The organism is Stutzerimonas stutzeri (genome assembly GCF_002909485.1).
Taxonomy (GTDB): Bacteria; Pseudomonadota; Gammaproteobacteria; order Pseudomonadales; family Pseudomonadaceae; genus Stutzerimonas; species Stutzerimonas stutzeri_AH.
Genome location: NZ_PPXG01000004.1, coordinates 267547 through 282638 on the forward strand (window position 1 = coordinate 267547; position 15092 = coordinate 282638).

Here is a 15092-nt window from a genome sequence, read left to right on the forward strand (position 1 = left end):
GTATGCGCATTCGCACCCTGATTGGCGGCTTGGCGCTGTTGCTCTTGGCAACGGACCTTTTCGCGGCCAGCGATGTGCAGAGTGTGCGTCTGTGGCGCGCGCCGGATAACACCCGCCTGGTGTTCGATCTGTCCGGGCCGGTCGAGCACAAGATATTCACGCTCACCGCGCCTGATCGGCTGGTCATTGATGTGACTGGTGCCACGCTGAAGGCTCAACTGGACCAGCTTGCTCTAAAAAACACTCCGGTCGCTGCCTTGCGCGCTGGTCAGCATGATGCCAATACACTGCGCGTGGTGGTCGACCTGCACGCGCCCGTTTCGCCGAAGAGTTTCAGCCTCGCGCCGAATCAACAGTATGGCCATCGCCTGGTGGTCGACTTGTTCGATCAGGCGAGTTCGGCCCGTGCAGCAACCCAGCCGCCGGTTACCACTACGCCCGCTACCCCTGTCGCACCCGTTTCGCCGACCCTGCCGGCAGTAAAGCTGCCCGCAACTCCTGGCGGAAAGCGTGACATCGTGATCGCGATCGACGCCGGCCACGGTGGCGAGGACCCGGGAGCGATCGGGCCGGGCAAGGTCTACGAAAAGCATGTGGTGCTGCAGATATCCAAGGAGCTGCAGCGCCAGATAAACGCTGAAAAAGGCTTCCGCGCCGAACTGGTGCGTACCGGGGATTACTTCATTCCGTTGCGCAAGCGGACCGAGATTGCCCGTAAGAAAGGCGCCGATCTGTTCATTTCGATCCATGCCGATGCTGCTCCCCGCACGGCGGCGTATGGAGCCTCGGTGTTCGCTCTTTCCGACCGCGGCGCCACCTCGGAAACTGCGCGCTGGCTGGCCGACAGCGAGAACCGCTCGGACCTGATCGGTGGCGCTGGTAACCTGAGCCTTGGCGACAAGGATCAGATGCTCGCAGGCGTGCTGCTGGACCTGTCGATGACGGCTTCGTTGTCTTCCAGCCTCAACGTCGGGCAGAAAGTGCTGAGCAACATGGGGCGCATCACTCGGTTACACAAAAGTCGTGTCGAGCAGGCCGGTTTCATGGTGCTGAAATCTCCGGATATTCCATCGATCCTGGTAGAGACAGGTTTCATTTCGAACCCTTCCGAGGCGAAGAAGCTGCAGACCTCCAGCCATCAGCAAGCCCTGGCGCGGTCTGTCCATAGCGGGGTGCGGCAGTTTTTCCACGAGAATCCGCCTCCAGGCACCTACATTGCCTGGCTGCGCGATTCCGGCAAGATTGCAGCGGGGCCCCGCGAGCATGTCGTGCGCTCGGGCGAAAGCCTGGCGCTGCTTGCCCAGCGCTATCAAGTCAGTCTGGCTGCCTTGCGCAGTGCAAATCGCCTCAGCAATGACGTGATCAAGGTCGGTCAAACCCTGAATATCCCCGCTACCACGCTGGCTTCCCAGCCATGACCGATACTCCGCGCATCCAGCTGCTCAGTCCGCGGTTGGCGAACCAGATCGCCGCGGGTGAGGTGGTCGAACGCCCGGCTTCGGTGATCAAGGAGTTGCTGGAGAACAGCCTTGATTCCGGCGCGACTCGAATCGAGGTGGATGTCGAGCAAGGCGGAGTGAAGCTGTTACGCGTGCGCGACGACGGTTGCGGCATTGCGCAGGATGACCTGCCGCTAGCCCTGGCCCGCCATGCCACTAGCAAGATTCGCGATCTGGAAGACCTTGAGCGGGTCATGAGCCTGGGCTTTCGTGGCGAAGCGCTGGCTTCGATCAGTTCCGTCTCGCGTCTGACCATGACCTCGCGTACCGCTGACGCCGGCGAAGCCTGGCAGGTGGAAACCGAAGGGCGGGAAATGGAAGCGCGAGTGCAGCCCGCGGCGCATCCCGTCGGTACTTCCGTCGAGGTCCGCGACCTGTTCTTCAATACGCCGGCGAGGCGCAAGTTTTTGCGCACCGAGAAAACCGAGTTCGACCACCTGCAGGAAGTAATCAAGCGCCTGGCGCTGGCGCGGTTCGACGTTGCCTTCCATCTGCGTCATAACGGCAAAGCAGTGCTGGCGCTGCATCAGGCCAGTGACGATGCATCGCGTGCGCGACGGGTGGCAGCGGTTTGCGGTTCAGCGTTTCTTGAACAGGCGCTGCCTATCGAGATCGAGCGCAACGGGTTGCGGTTGTGGGGCTGGGTTGGGCTACCAACGTTCTCGCGCAGTCAGGCGGATTTGCAGTACTTCTACGTCAACGGACGCATGGTGCGCGACAAGCTGGTCGCCCATGCCGTGCGTCAGGCCTACCGCGACGTACTCTTCAATGGACGACACCCGACCTTCGTGCTCTTCCTCGATGTCGACCCTGCGGTGGTGGACGTCAATGTACATCCGACCAAGCATGAGGTGCGCTTCCGTGACAGCCGCATGGTGCATGACTTCCTCTACGGCACGTTGCATCGCGCGCTAGGAGATGTGCGCCCGGAGGACCAGCTGGCGGCACCGGCGAGTGTGACGTCGATGACCCAAGCGTCGGGACTGGCCGCTGGCGAGTTTTCGGGCCAAAACGAAATGAGCCTGGCTGCGAGCGTGCTGGAGCGGCCGCAGGGCGAGGCGCCTGCCTGGCGCGGCGCTGGCGCCGGCTATCAGGCACCAAGGCCTGCGCCCGCGGGCTACACCGCCGAAGCCCAGGGCGCCTATCGTGAGTTTTTCACGCCGCTACCCGAGAGCGGCTCCGCTGCTTTGCCGGCCAGCCAGGATGACGTCCCGCCGCTTGGGTATGCGCTGGCGCAGCTCAAAGGGGTCTATATCCTCGCTGAGAACGCTCAAGGCATGGTGCTGGTCGATATGCATGCGGCCCATGAGCGTATTACCTATGAGCGGCTGAAAACCGCAATGGCCAGCGAAGGGCTACGCGGTCAGCCACTGCTGGTGCCTGAATCCATCGCAGTCAGCCAGCGTGAGGCTGATTGTGCCGAAGAGCACGGCCAATGGTTCCAGAAGCTTGGTTTTGAGCTGCAGCGGCTGGGCCCGGAGACGTTGGCGATTCGGCAGACGCCCTCCCTGCTCAAGCAGGCGCAGGCCACTCAGTTGGTGCGTGACGTGCTCGCTGATCTGCTGGAGTACGGCACCAGTGACCGGATTCAGGCGCATCTCAATGAACTTTTGGCGACCATGGCCTGCCACGGTGCTGTACGCGCCAATCGGCGGCTGACTCTGCCCGAGATGAACGGCTTGCTACGCGACATGGAGCACACCGAGCGCAGCGGGCAATGCAATCATGGGCGTCCCACCTGGACGCAGCTCGGCATGGACGAGCTGGATAAGCTTTTCCTGCGCGGCCGCTGATCAACCTTTGCTGCAGCTTGCGATGCTTGCAGCCTGCAGTCTGCCGCCGGAAACTATGCGGCCATGCCCGCCGAGCCTGTCGATGTCTTCCCTGCCACCTGTCATCTTTCTCATGGGCCCGACCGCATCGGGCAAAACCGATCTCGCGCTGGAGCTGGCTCGTGTGCTGCCTTGCGAGCTGATCAGCGTTGATTCGGCGCTGGTTTATCGAGGCATGGACATCGGGACGGCGAAGCCTTCCCCTGAAGTGTTGGCAGAGTTTCCGCACCGCCTGGTAGACATTCGAGACCCGGCCGAGAGCTATTCGGCGGCCGAGTTCAGTACCGATGCGTTGGCAGCCATGGCAGAAATAACCGCTGCCGGCCGCATTCCTCTCCTGGTTGGCGGAACCATGTTGTATTTCAAGGCGTTGCAGGAAGGCCTGGCCGACATGCCAGCGGCCGATCCACTGGTGCGCGCCGAACTCGAGGCGCTGGCTGCAGCCGAGGGCCTGCAGGCGCTGCATGATCAGTTGGCGAAGGTCGATCCTGAATCTGCGGCGCGAATTCATCCCAACGACCCGCAGCGTTTGGTGCGAGCGTTGGAGGTATATCGCATCAGTGGATCGACCATGAGCGAGCACCGCGCCCGACAAAGGTCGCAAAAAGCCGTCGCAGACGCTCCAGGCTCAGGAGTCTTGCCTTATACTGTGGCGCAATTGTGCATCGCTCCGGCGCAACGCCACATCCTGCATGAGCGTATCGAAAGACGTTTCGTGCACATGGTTGAACAGGGCTTTGTCGAAGAGGTCGAAGCCCTGAGGCACCGCGGGGATCTGCACCTTGGCATGCCGTCGATTCGAGCGGTCGGTTATCGTCAGGTCTGGGAATACCTGGACGGATCATCGTCCCGAGAGGAAATGGTTGCACGCGGCATCATCGCGACCCGGCAACTGGCCAAAAGGCAATTCACTTGGTTGCGAAGCTGGGGGGAGTTGCACTGGTTGGACAGTTTGTCCCGCGACAATCTGCCGCGCGCATTGAAATACCTGCAATCGCTCTCCATATTGAGCTGACACTGCAAATTGACCGTCTATTCTCAGACAAGTGGATCGTCGGTTGTACTTTTAGAACACTAATGAAAACAGATCCTCTAAGGAGTGCGGCACATGTCAAAAGGGCATTCGCTACAAGACCCTTACCTCAACACACTGCGTAAGGAACGCGTTCCGGTTTCCATCTATCTGGTCAACGGCATCAAGCTGCAGGGTCAGATTGAATCCTTCGACCAGTTCGTCATTCTTCTGAAAAACACCGTCAGTCAGATGGTCTACAAGCACGCCATTTCTACTGTGGTTCCAGGTCGCCCAGTGCGCCTGCCGACCGCTGGTGATGCCGAGCAATCCGAGTCGGGCAACGACTGAGGTAGGTTTCTTTGTTCTTCGAACGTCCCGGTGGCGGCGAGCGGGCTATCCTGGTGCATTTGGATGGCCAGGACCCCGCGGCGCGCGAGGACCCTCAGGAGTTCCAGGAGCTGGCGCGCTCGGCTGGTGCCGAGGCGGTTGGCTTCGTCAATGTGCCCCGGCATCAGCCATCGGCGAAGTTCCTGATCGGCAGCGGCAAGGTCGAAGAGTTGCATGACCTCGTCAAGGATGGCGAGGCCGAGCTGGTGATCTTCAATCACACGCTAACGCCCAGCCAGGAGCGTAACCTCGAGCGTGCTCTCGAGTGTCGCGTGCTTGATCGTACTGGTCTGATCCTGGATATCTTCGCCCAGCGTGCGCGTACCCATGAGGGTAAGCTGCAGGTCGAGCTGGCGCAGCTCGAACACATGAGTACGCGCCTGGTTCGCGGCTGGACTCACTTGGAACGACAGAAGGGCGGTATCGGTCTGCGTGGTCCGGGTGAGACGCAGCTGGAAACCGACCGTCGACTGTTACGTGTGCGCATCCGGCAGATCAAGCAGCGGCTGGAGAAGGTTCGCGGGCAGCGCGAGCAAGCCAGGCGTGGTCGTCGCAGGGCTGATATTCCTTCCGTTTCTCTGGTCGGCTACACCAACGCGGGCAAGTCGACGCTGTTCAATGCGCTCACCGAGTCCGACGTGTACGCGGCCAATCAGCTGTTTGCCACCCTCGATCCGACCCTGCGCCGGCTGGAACTGGACGATATCGGTCCGGTGATTCTGGCTGACACGGTAGGTTTCATTCGCCATCTGCCGCACAAGTTGGTGGAGTCGTTTCGGGCAACGCTGGAGGAGTCGAGCAACGCCGATCTTCTGCTGCATGTCATTGACGCACATGAGCCCGAACGCGATCAGCAGATCGAGCAGGTGCTGGCAGTTCTCGCTGAGATCGGCGCAAACGAGCTACCGATGCTGGAAATCTACAACAAGCTTGACTTGATGGACGGCATCGAGCCGCAGATCCAGCGCGATGCTGATGGTCGACCGCAACGTGTTTGGGTGTCTGCGCGGGATGGATTGGGTATGGATCTGGTTCGCCAGGCGATCTCCGAGCTGCTGGGCAATGACCTGTTTGTCGGTACTCTTTGCTTGCCGCAGAGGCTTGGTCGGCTGCGCGCCCAGTTCTTCGAGCTCAGCGCTGTTCAGCGCGAGACACATGATGAAGAAGGTGGCAGTCTGCTGGAAGTTCGTCTGCCTCGAATCGAATTGAACCGTTTGATCAGTCGCGAAGGGTTGCGCGTGGATGAGTTCATCGCGCAACACACTTTGCAATAAAGCCTCCGTCGGCAATTTCGCCGGTCGTTAGGGGCTTTCTGTAGCATTGGTGGGCGCGCCGTGGGCGCGCCTTAAGCTTTATTAGAATGGAGAGCGCTATGGCTTGGAATGAGCCGGGTGGCAACTCGAACAACCAGGATCCCTGGGGCAGTGGTGGTGGTGGCGGTGGTCGTCGCGGTGGCGGTGGCGACCAGAAGGGCCCGCCGGATCTCGATGAAGCTTTCCGTAAGCTACAGGACAGCCTGAACGGCATGTTCGGTGGCAAGAAGCGTGGTGGCGGAAACCTTGGCGGCAGCGGCAAGCGGGGCGGCTTTGGTTTGGTTTGGATTGCTTTGGTCGTGCTGCTGGCGGTATGGCTGTTCAATGCCATCTATATCGTCGACGAGCAGGAGCAGGCAGTGGTGCTTCGCTTCGGTAAGTATCACGAAACGGTCGGTCCGGGCCTCAATATCTATTTCCCGCCGATTGATCGCAAGTTCCAGGAGAACGTCACCCGCGAGCGCTCCTATAGCAAGCAGGGCCAGATGCTCACCGAGGATGAGAATATCATCGAGGTGCCGCTCACCGTTCAATACAAGGTCAGCAATCTGCAGTCCTTCGTACTCAACGTCGATCAGCCTGAGGTGAGCTTGCAGCACGCCACCGACAGTGCCGTTCGCCACGTGGTGGGTTCGACTGCTATGGACCAGGTGCTCACCGAGGGCCGTGAGGTCATGGCTGGTGAGGTCAAGGAGCGTCTGCAGCGATTCCTCGACAACTACAGTACCGGTATCGTTGTCACGCAGGTCAACCTTCAGAGTGCGGCTGCGCCGCGCGAAGTGCAGGAAGCGTTCGATGACGTGATTCGTGCGCGTGAAGATGAGCAGCGTGAGAAGAATCAGGCCGAATCCTACGCCAACGGGGTCATCCCTGAGGCTCGTGGTCAGGCCCAGCGGATGCTGGAAGAAGCCAGTGGTTATCGCGATGCGGTGATTTCTCGCGCCCAGGGTGAGGCTGACCGCTTCAGCAAGCTGGTCGCCGAGTATCGCAAGGCGCCGGAAGTTACGCGCGAGCGTCTGTATCTGGAAACCATGCAGGAAGTCATGAGCAACACCAGCAAAGTCATGGTTAGCGGTGATGGTGGGCAGAACCTGCTCTATCTGCCGCTGGACAAGATGATCAATAGTCGTGGCGCGAGCACGCCGGCCCCTGCTGGGGTTGCGTCGGGCGCGGCGACTCAGGGCACTCGCCTGCCGCCGGAGCTGGATCCACGTGAAGTTCGTACGAGGGAGAGTCGCTGATGAGCAATAAATCCCTTACGGCCCTGATTGTGGGTGTGGTGCTCGCGATCGTCCTGTGGAACAGCTTTTACATCGTCTCGCAGACAGAGCGTGCGGTGATGCTGCGCTTTGGTCGGATCGTCGAACCTGACGTGAAGCCGGGTCTGCATATGAAGATTCCGTACGTGAACTCGGTGCGCAAGTTCGATGCGCGACTGTTGACGCTGGATACCACCACCTCGCGCTTCCTGACCTTGGAGAAGAAAGCGCTAATGGTCGACTCCTATGCCAAATGGCGTGTGGATGATGCCGAGCGTTTCTACACTGCTACTTCGGGTGTGAAGCAGATCGCTGACGAGCGTCTGGCTCGTCGTCTTGAGGCGGCCCTGCGCGACCAGTTCGGTAAGCGGACGCTGCATGAATCGGTATCTGGGCAGCGTGACGAGTTGATGGCTCAGGTAACTACCAGCCTGAATCGCGCCGTTCAGCAGGAGCTTGGTATCGAAGTCGTCGACGTGCGCGTCAAGGGCATCGATCTTCCGCGCGAAGTGAACCGAAGCGTGTTCGAGCGCATGAGCTCCGAGCGTGAGCGCGAGGCTCGTGAGCATCGCGCCAAAGGTAAGGAGCTTGCGGAGGGCATCCGTGCCGATGCTGATCGTCAGCGGCGGGTACTGTTGGCCGAGGCGTTCCGCGAGGCTGAAGAGTTGCGCGGTGATGGCGATGCGCGCGCTGCGTCGATCTATGCCTCGGCGTACGGGCTGGATCAGGAGTTCTATGCGTTCCACCGCAGCCTGCAGGCCTACCGAGAAAGCTTCTCCAGCAAGGAAGACGTGTTGGTGCTCGATGCTAAGAGCGACTTCTTCCGCTATCTGGAAAGCAGCAAGTAGCGCTTCATGGCGCCCAGTAGGTTTCCCGGTGACACGAGAGTGTCGCCGGGTGACCGGTGGGGAAAAGATTGCTATGATCCGCGAGCCGGGAAAATCCCGGCTTTTTTGCGTCTGTGCCCCAGAGGTCGCAGGCTATCCCAGGCATGCAGTGGTCATGCCGATCCCCTCAGGGGCGTGGCTCGGATGCCATGATTCGAATACAACTGCACGCGACCGATGGCCAGCTGAGGCTGCTGCCGCGGTTTTCGTCTGGGCTTACCGGAACGAGAGGTGATTTCGCGAATGGCAACGGTAGACCGCTGGCTTTTGCCAGATGGCATCGAAGAGGTGCTGCCGCCAGAGGCGGCGCGTATCGAAACAGCGCGTCGGCGCGTGCTGGACTTGTTCCAGCGCTGGGGCTACGAGTTGGTCATCACCCCGCACGTGGAGTTCCTCGAGTCGCTGCTTACTGGCTCCGGGCAGGATCTGGATTTGCGCACCTTCAAAGTCATCGATCCGCTCTCCGGTAGGCAGATGGGGTTGCGTGCGGACATCACGCCTCAGGTGGCGCGAGTGGATGCTCATACCCTGCGTCGTGAAGGTCCTAGTCGTCTGTGCTACGCCGGCAGCGTCCTGCACGCAAAGCCCCAGGCCTTGTCCACTTCCCGCAGCCCGATTCAGCTCGGCGCTGAGCTATACGGCGACGCGTCTACTTCCAGTGATATTGAAGTCATCAGCTTGATGTTGGAAATGCTCGAGCTGGCCGTTGTGCCTGACCTGCACATGGATCTGGGACATGTCGGCATCTATCGGGGGTTGGCCAAGGCCGCCGCGCTCGATGGTGACGTCGAGCAGCGCCTTTTCGATGCGCTGCAGCGCAAGGCGATGGATGAAATTGCTGAGTTGACCGCTGCGCTCGATCCGGCATTGGCTGGCATGCTGCGCGCGCTGGCAAGGCTATGCGGTGGTCGTGAGGTGCTCGATGAGGCGCGCGCCGTCCTGGCTGAGGCGCCGCACGACGTGCAGAAAGCGCTCGAAGAGCTGACAGCGATCGCCGACCAGCTCTCCATGCGCTATCCGGGCGTGCCGCTGTATTTCGATTTGGGTGAATTGCGTGGTTATCACTACCATACTGGAGCGGTATTCGCCGTGTTCGTTCCGGGTGTGGGGCAGTCGATCGCACAAGGTGGTCGATACGATGACATTGGTGCCGATTTTGGGCGTGCACGGCCGGCGACGGGCTTCTCTACAGATCTGAAGACGCTGGTCAGTCTGGGCAACGCTGATCTTTCGGTACCTGTAACGGGTATCTGGGCCCCCGGGGGCGAAGAGGCCGAATTGTGGAGTGCGGTCCGTCGGTTGCGCCGCGAGGGCGAACGTGTCGTGCAGGCGCTCGACGGGCAGTCGCACAGCGACGCCGCGCAGCTGGGCTGTGATCGGCAGTTGCTGCTAAGTAATGGTGTCTGGACGGTAGTCTCGCTGACTTCCTGATGGTTGCGGTACCGCGCGTTGCGGTGCCGACCTGGTTTCGATTATCGCCGGTTGCGGCCGGTATGCTTCGCCGAAGAGGACAAAGGGTTATGGGTAAGAACGTCGTGGTCCTGGGCACCCAGTGGGGTGATGAGGGCAAGGGCAAGATCGTCGATCTGCTGACCGATCAGGCGGCTGCGGTCGTGCGTTACCAGGGCGGCCACAATGCCGGTCACACTCTGGTCATCGACGGTGAGAAGACCGTGCTGCACCTGATTCCGTCCGGCATTTTGCGCGACAACGTGCAATGCCTGATCGGCAATGGCGTAGTGGTCGCTCCCGATGCACTAATGCGTGAGATCACCAAGCTGGAGGAAAAGGGTGTGCCGGTGCGTGAGCGCCTGCGTATCAGTCCGTCCTGCACCTTGATCCTGCCTTATCATGTGGCGCTGGATCAGGCGCGCGAAGCTTCGCGCTCGGAAGGTAAGATCGGCACCACTGGACGTGGTATTGGGCCGGCGTACGAAGACAAGGTGGCGCGCCGCGGCCTGCGCATTGCTGATCTTTTCAATCCCGAGCGCTTTGCGGTCAAGCTGCGCGAGTTGCTTGAATATCACAACTTCGTGCTGGAACACTTCTACAAGGTCGAGCCGGTTGATTTTCAGAAGACCCTCGACGAGGCGCTCGGTTATGCCGAAATCCTCAAGCCGTTGATCACCGATGTCACTGCTCGCCTGCATGAGTTGCGCAAGCAGGGTGCCTGCATCATGTTTGAAGGTGCTCAGGGCTCGCTACTGGACATTGATCACGGCACCTATCCGTATGTGACCAGCTCCAGCACTACCGCTGGCGGCACTGCCACTGGTTCGGGCTTTGGTCCACTTTACCTGGACTACATTCTGGGTATCACCAAGGCGTACACCACGCGTGTGGGGTCCGGTCCATTCCCGACCGAGCTGTTCGACGACATCGGGGCTCGTCTTGCCGAGCGTGGTCATGAGTTCGGCTCGACTACCGGTCGTGCGCGTCGTTGTGGCTGGTTCGATGCGGTAATTCTGCGTCGCGCTATCGAGATCAACAGCATTTCCGGTATCTGCCTGACCAAGCTCGATGTGCTCGACGGGTTGGAAACCATCCGTATCTGCGTGGGCTACAAGGATCGCAACGGTGATGTGCTGGTCGATGCGCCGACCGATGCCGACAGCTACGATGGCCTGCAGCCGGTGTACGAAGACATGCCCGGCTGGAGCGAGTCAACCGTTGGTGCCAAAAGCCTGGACGAGCTGCCTGCCAGTGCCCGTGCGTACATCAAGCGTCTTGAAGAGTTGGTTCAGGCGCCGGTAGATATCATCTCTACCGGTCCGGATCGCAACGAAACCATCGTGCTGCGTCATCCGTACGCCTGATTACGGACTCAGCAAAAGACCGCCTTCGGGCGGTTTTTTGCTGTGTGCGGGTGTGCGCTGAAGAGAACGAGATCGGCTTGGGCTCGCTCGATGAGTGCGTCGGTTGGCTGGGTGCTTAAACGAAAAAAACCGAGCCATAGGCTCGGTTTTTTCTTGAAGAGTGGTGCCCAGGAGAAGACTCGAACTTCCACGGTGTTGCCACCGCTAGGACCTGAACCTAGTGCGTCTACCAATTCCGCCACCTGGGCACATTGCGATGATCGCTCACCGACTTTTTTGCCGTTTTACCGATCTGATCGGTCGAAGTTGGCATTCTTCGTCTTGCATGATACTCGTCACTGCGTGGCGGGTATCATTTGAAAATGGTGCCCAGGAGAAGACTCGAACTTCCACGGTGTTGCCACCGCTAGGACCTGAACCTAGTGCGTCTACCAATTCCGCCACCTGGGCACGGGAAACGATGATACTTAGCCGTTTCCGTGTTACAACGTCTACCAGACATTGTGGGCGCGAACTATACGGCTGAGGTATTGCCTTGTAAACCCCTGATGGCGAAAAATAATTCGCGTGAAAGCTGCCGTCAGAGAGCAATTCGCGCTTCAATAGATAGAGGACGTTCTGTCCCTATAAATGAATGAAAGGTGACATCTCTTAATGGCCGATTGGCAATCCCTCGATCCCGAGGCCGCTCGTGAAGCGGAAAAGTATGACAACCCTATTCCTAGCCGCGAGCTGATCCTTCAGCACTTGAGTGAGCGCGGTTCGCCTGCCGCCCGCGAGCAGCTGGTCGAAGAGTTCGGGCTGGTGTCCGAAGAGGATATCGAAGCGCTGCGTCGCCGCTTGCGGGCGATGGAGCGAGATGGTCAGCTGATCTACACCCGGCGTGGCACCTATGCCCCGGTGGACAAGCTGGACCTGGTTTGCGGTCGCGTCAGTGGCCATCGTGACGGTTTTGGGTTCTTGATCCCCGACGATGGTAGCGACGACCTGTTTCTCAGTCCTGCGCAGATGCGTCTGGTCTTCGATGGCGATCGCTGTCTGGCACGAGTCGCCGGCCTTGATCGCCGTGGTCGACGCGAAGGCGCAGTCGTTGAAGTGATCAGCCGCGCCCATGAAAGCATCGTCGGGCGCTATCACGTCGAGAGCGATGTCGGTTTCGTCATTCCCGACAATCCCAAGATCCAGCAGGAAGTGCTGGTTACGCCGGGTCGGGCGCTGAACGCTAAGCCCGGTCAGTTCGTCGAGGTGAAGATCACTCATTGGCCGACTCAGCGCTTCCAGCCGCAGGGTGACATTGTCGAAGTGATCGGCAACTACATGGCCCCGGGAATGGAAATCGACGTGGCGCTGCGCAGCTTCGATATTCCGCATGTCTGGCCGGAGGCGGTGCTCAAAGAAGCATCGCGACTCAAGCCTGAAGTCGAAGAAAAGGACAAGCACAAGCGTGTCGATCTGCGCCATCTGCCGTTCGTGACGATCGATGGCGAAGATGCACGCGACTTCGACGACGCGGTTTACTGCGAGAAGTTGGGTGGTTGGAAAGTGCTGACCGGCGGGTTCCGACTGTATGTGGCCATTGCCGACGTTTCGCATTATGTGAAAGTCGACTCTGCCCTCGACAAGGAAGCGTTGGTTCGCGGCAATTCGGTTTATTTCCCCGAGCGTGTCGTGCCAATGCTGCCCGAAGAGCTCTCCAACGGTCTTTGCTCGCTCAATCCGCAGGTCGACCGCTTGGCGATGGTCTGCGAGGTCACCCTCAGCAAAGCTGGGAAGATGACCGATTACCAATTCTACGAGGCGGTAATCCACTCCCACGCCCGGCTGACCTACAACAAGGTCAGTGCGATGCTCGAGCAGCCCAAGTCCAGCGAGGGCAAGCAGCTCAGCGGTGAGTACGCCGAAGTATTGCCGCATCTCAAGCAGCTCTATTCGCTCTACAAGGTACTGCTCAAGGCGCGTCATACCCGCGGTGCGATTGATTTCGAAACCCAGGAAACGCGCATCGTCTTTGGTGCCGACCGCAAGATCGCCGAGATCAAGCCTACCGAGCGCAACGATGCGCACAAGCTGATCGAGGAATGCATGCTCTGCGCCAACGTGGCCACAGCGGCGTTCCTGCAGAAGCATGAGATCCCCGCGCTCTATCGTGTTCACGATGCGCCGCCGCTGGAGCGCCAGGAAAAGCTGCGCGCATTTCTGGGCGAGCTCGGCTTGTCCCTGCACAAGGGCAAGGAAGGGCCGACGCCGAAGGATTATCAGGCGCTGCTGGAGCAGATTCAGGGTCGTCCAGATTTCCATGTCATCCAGACGGTCATGCTGCGCTCACTAAGCCAGGCGGTGTATAGCGCCGAGAATCACGGGCACTTCGGTCTGAACTACGAAGCCTATGCGCACTTTACTTCACCGATCCGGCGCTATCCTGACCTGCTGGTGCATCGGGCTATCCGCAGCGTCATCCGTTCCCGTCGCGATACGCCGCACGTGCGCCGTGAGGGCGCGACCAGCATGCCGAAGGCGCGTATCTATCCTTACGACGAGGCGGCGCTGGAGCAGTTGGGCGAGCAGTGCTCGATGACCGAGCGGCGTGCTGACGAGGCTACCCGCGACGTCACCAACTGGCTCAAATGCGAGTTCATGAAGGATCGGGTTGGCGAGAGCTTCCCGGGTGTCATTACGGCGGTGACCGGCTTCGGTCTGTTCGTCGAGCTGACGGATATCTACGTCGAAGGTCTGGTACATGTCACGGCGATGCCGGGCGATTACTATCACTTCGATCCGCTGCACCATCGCCTGTCCGGCGAACGCAGCGGGCGTAGTTTCCGTCTCGGTGACAGCGTCGAGGTGCGTGTCATGCGTGTCGACCTGGATGAGCGCAAGATCGATTTCGAGCTGATCGGTGGCGGCAGCAAGACTGCACCGGGGCAGCGAGATGGCGAGGGGCGCGGCCGGGAGCCTGGTAATGCTGATGTGCGTAAAAGCCGTGAGCTGAAGAAGGCCCTCATGGCGGACGCCAAGGGCGGCAGAAAGGACAAGGGTGAGAAATCGACCGGTACCAAGGGTCGGTCGGGCTCTGCCAAACCTAAGTCTGCTGCAAAGTCGGCTGATAAGCCGTCCGGTGCGAGCAGCGGTTCCAGAAAGCGCAAGGCCAAGCCATGAGTCAGCTGGAGAAGATCTACGGCTTGCACGCTGTGGAAGCGTTGCTGCGCCACCATCCAAAGCGCGTCAAGCAGGTCTGGCTTGCCGAAGGGCGTGGTGATCCGCGGGCTCAGGTGCTGATCGAGCTGGCGGCGCAGGCGCGCGTCAGTGTCGGACAGTGTGAGCGTCGAGAAATGGACGCCTGGGTTGAAGGCGTTCATCAGGGCGTTGTGGCTGAGGTCAGTCCGAGTCAGGTCTGGGGCGAGGCCATGCTCGAGGAACTGCTCGACCGTGCGGACGGGCCGCCGTTGTTGCTGGTGCTGGACGGCGTCACCGATCCGCACAATCTCGGGGCGTGCATGCGAACCGCCGATGCCGCTGGTGCGCTTGCGGTAATCGTGCCCAAGGACAAGTCGGCAACGCTCAACGCCACAGTGCGTAAGGTCGCGTGCGGTGCGGCTGAGGTTATCCCGCTGGTAGCGGTGACCAATCTTGCGCGTACGCTGGAGAAGCTTCAGCAGCGTGGTTTGTGGGTTGTCGGGACGGCGGGTGAGGCCGAGCAATCGCTTTACGATCAGGATCTCAAGGGCCCCATCGTTCTTATTATGGGGGCGGAGGGTCGCGGTATGCGGCGCCTGACCCGTGAGCATTGCGACTACCTGGTACGGCTGCCCATGGCAGGAAGCGTTAGCAGCCTGAACGTTTCCGTGGCTACTGGCGTTTGCCTGTTCGAGGCGTTGCGTCAGCGCACGAGTGTGAAGGCTGCTGGCTGATCCCCGCAGCCCTCGCCTGTCGCTTATCTGAAACCGATTGACCTTTTTGTGGTCAATCGCTGTCCCAGGCCCATCCGCCGGATAGCGGCTTCTCGTCATATTGCTTGAGGGCTCCGTTTGTTTCGGAGCCTTGCTGAGTTCGTTACGCGGCGTCAGGCTCGTACCATGGAGGTTGT

Annotated in this window: 11 protein-coding genes and 2 tRNA genes; 11 read left to right on the forward strand and 2 right to left on the reverse strand. The window is 60.2% G+C overall.

All coding sequences use genetic code 11. The features are described 5' to 3' along the window. The first annotated feature begins 2 nt into the window (after positions 1-2). From CXK91_RS11595 to CXK91_RS11635, 9 genes are all read left to right on the forward strand, one after another. A complete protein-coding gene (locus CXK91_RS11595) occupies positions 3-1418 on the forward strand; it encodes an N-acetylmuramoyl-L-alanine amidase (protein ID WP_103456469.1) in 1416 nt (471 codons plus the stop codon). Then, a complete protein-coding gene (gene mutL, locus CXK91_RS11600) occupies positions 1415-3292 on the forward strand; it encodes a DNA mismatch repair endonuclease MutL (RefSeq protein WP_103456224.1) in 1878 nt (625 codons plus the stop codon). Before CXK91_RS11595 ends, mutL begins: the two co-directional genes overlap by 4 nt. An 82-nt stretch (positions 3293-3374) precedes the next feature. Then, on the forward strand, positions 3375-4346 hold the full coding sequence (miaA, locus tag CXK91_RS11605; protein WP_103456225.1) for a tRNA (adenosine(37)-N6)-dimethylallyltransferase MiaA: 972 nt from the start codon (positions 3375-3377) through the stop codon (positions 4344-4346). A 93-nt stretch (positions 4347-4439) separates the two neighbouring features. Further along, positions 4440-4694 (forward strand): RNA chaperone Hfq, encoded by a 255-nt coding sequence (gene hfq / locus CXK91_RS11610; protein ID WP_003283098.1) that lies wholly within the window; start codon positions 4440-4442, stop codon positions 4692-4694. A gap of 11 nt (positions 4695-4705) precedes the next feature. After that, on the forward strand, positions 4706-6007 hold the full coding sequence (hflX, locus tag CXK91_RS11615; RefSeq protein ID WP_103456226.1) for a ribosome rescue GTPase HflX: 1302 nt from the start codon (positions 4706-4708) through the stop codon (positions 6005-6007). Between the two features lie 98 nt (positions 6008-6105). Further along, a complete protein-coding gene (gene hflK, locus CXK91_RS11620; protein WP_103456227.1) occupies positions 6106-7287 on the forward strand; it encodes an FtsH protease activity modulator HflK in 1182 nt (393 codons plus the stop codon). Beyond that, positions 7287-8153 (forward strand): protease modulator HflC, encoded by an 867-nt coding sequence (gene hflC, locus CXK91_RS11625; protein ID WP_103456228.1) that lies wholly within the window; start codon positions 7287-7289, stop codon positions 8151-8153. Before hflK ends, hflC begins: the two co-directional genes overlap by 1 nt. A 282-nt stretch (positions 8154-8435) precedes the next feature. After that, on the forward strand, positions 8436-9623 hold the full coding sequence (locus CXK91_RS11630) for an ATP phosphoribosyltransferase regulatory subunit (protein ID WP_103456229.1): 1188 nt from the start codon (positions 8436-8438) through the stop codon (positions 9621-9623). 89 nt (positions 9624-9712) lie between these two features. Further along, positions 9713-11008 carry an adenylosuccinate synthase gene (locus CXK91_RS11635; RefSeq protein ID WP_103456230.1) on the forward strand — a complete coding sequence of 432 codons (1296 nt, stop codon included), beginning with the start codon at positions 9713-9715 and terminating at the stop codon, positions 11006-11008. Between the two features lie 161 nt (positions 11009-11169). Here the strand turns inward: CXK91_RS11635 and CXK91_RS11640 are convergent. Both CXK91_RS11640 and CXK91_RS11645 read right to left on the reverse strand, forming a co-directional pair. Next, positions 11170-11256: transfer RNA gene (locus CXK91_RS11640), tRNA-Leu, on the reverse strand. A 115-nt stretch (positions 11257-11371) separates the two neighbouring features. Then, positions 11372-11458: transfer RNA gene (locus CXK91_RS11645), tRNA-Leu, on the reverse strand. 204 nt (positions 11459-11662) lie between these two features. On the opposite strand from CXK91_RS11645, the gene rnr reads away from it, so the two are divergent. Both rnr and rlmB read left to right on the forward strand, forming a co-directional pair. Continuing rightward, positions 11663-14164 carry a ribonuclease R gene (gene rnr / locus CXK91_RS11650; RefSeq protein WP_103456231.1) on the forward strand — a complete coding sequence of 834 codons (2502 nt, stop codon included), beginning with the start codon at positions 11663-11665 and terminating at the stop codon, positions 14162-14164. Then, positions 14161-14916 (forward strand): 23S rRNA (guanosine(2251)-2'-O)-methyltransferase RlmB, encoded by a 756-nt coding sequence (gene rlmB / locus CXK91_RS11655; protein ID WP_103456232.1) that lies wholly within the window; start codon positions 14161-14163, stop codon positions 14914-14916. The genes rnr and rlmB overlap by 4 nt, the downstream gene beginning before the upstream one ends. Positions 14917-15092: the final 176 nt, after the last annotated feature.